Origin of the sequence: Streptomyces sp. FH025 (assembly GCF_017427025.1) — a bacterium.
GTDB lineage: Bacteria > Actinomycetota > Actinomycetes > Streptomycetales > Streptomycetaceae > Kitasatospora.
The window spans coordinates 1-1,258 of record NZ_JAFLNG010001174.1 but is presented as its reverse complement, the minus strand read 5'-3'; the positions used below and the strand labels follow the sequence as shown (position 1 = coordinate 1,258).

1 protein-coding gene is annotated in these 1,258 nt (G+C 75.4%); it reads left to right on the top strand.

Annotated features, from left to right (window positions below; all coding sequences use genetic code 11):
- Positions 1-1,258, top strand: a 1,258-nt coding sequence (locus J0670_RS38230; protein ID WP_207817368.1) for a polyamine aminopropyltransferase, incomplete at both ends; no start/stop codon positions are given.

Here is a 1,258-nt window from a genome sequence, read left to right as displayed (position 1 = left end):
GCCGCGTTCGTCTGCGCGGCCTGCGGACTCGTCTACGAGCTCGAACTCGTGGCGCTCGGCGACTACCTGCTCGGGGACACCGTCACCCAGACCTCGGTCGTGCTCTCCGTCATGGTGTTTGCGATGGGGCTCGGCTCACTGCTCGCCAAGCGGTTCACCAGCCGGCCCGCGACCGCCTTCGCCGTCGTCGAGTGCGCCCTCGCGCTCACCGGCGGGCTCTCCGTCCTCGCCCTGTACTCCTGCTGGGCCTGGATCGGCGGCTACCAGGCCGCGATGGTCGGCCTCACCTGCCTGATCGGCATCCTGATCGGCGCCGAGATCCCCCTGCTGATGACCCTCATCCAACGGATCCGGCGCGAGGACGCCGGCCGCGCCGTCGCCGACCTGTTCGCCGCCGACTACGTGGGCGCGCTGATCGGCGGCCTCGCCTTCCCCTTCCTCATCCTCCCCTGCCTCGGTCCCGGCGACGGCGCGCTGCTCACCGGGGCGGTCAACGCCGTCGCCGGGGCCGCCGTGGTGCTCTGGCTGTTCCGCGAGGAACCGGCCCCCCGGATACGACGGCTGCTCTGGGGCGGCTGCCTGGCCGTCCTCTCCCTGCTCGCGGCCGCCGCCGCCGGCTCCGACGCGATCGAACGCGCCGCCCGGCACGCCCTGTACGGCGACCAGGTCCGCCACGCCACCCGCGGCCGGCACCAGGAGATCGTGCTCACCGGCCCCGCCGAGGGCCCGCTCAGGCTCTACCTCGACGGCCGGCTCGCGGTCTGCGGGCCCGACGAGTACCGCGGCAACGAGGCCCTCGTCCACCCCGCCATGGCCGCCGGACCGGACACCCGGGTGCTGCTGCTCGGCGGCGGCGACGGACTCGCCCTGAGGGAGGTCCTGCGGCACCGCGGGGTGCGCTCCGTCCGGCTGGTCGACGCCGACCCCGCGCTCCCCCTGCTCGCCCGCACCGACCCCGGGCTGGCCGACCTCACCGGGCACTCCCTGGACGACCCCCGGGTCCGCACCACGGCCGCCGACCCGATGGCCTGGCTGCGGGGCGCGCCCGACGAGGAGTACGACGTGGTGGTCGCCGACCTGCCCGCGCCCTCGGACGGCGGACCGGTCAAATTCCACTCCCAGGAGTTCTACGGCCTCGCCACCCGGTTGCTGGCCCCCGGCGGCCGGATCGCCGTCCGGGCCGGCGGGGACGTGGAGGGCCTCTGGCGGATCGACTCCGGCCTGCGGGCGGCAGGGCTGCGGACCACCCCGTACGCCG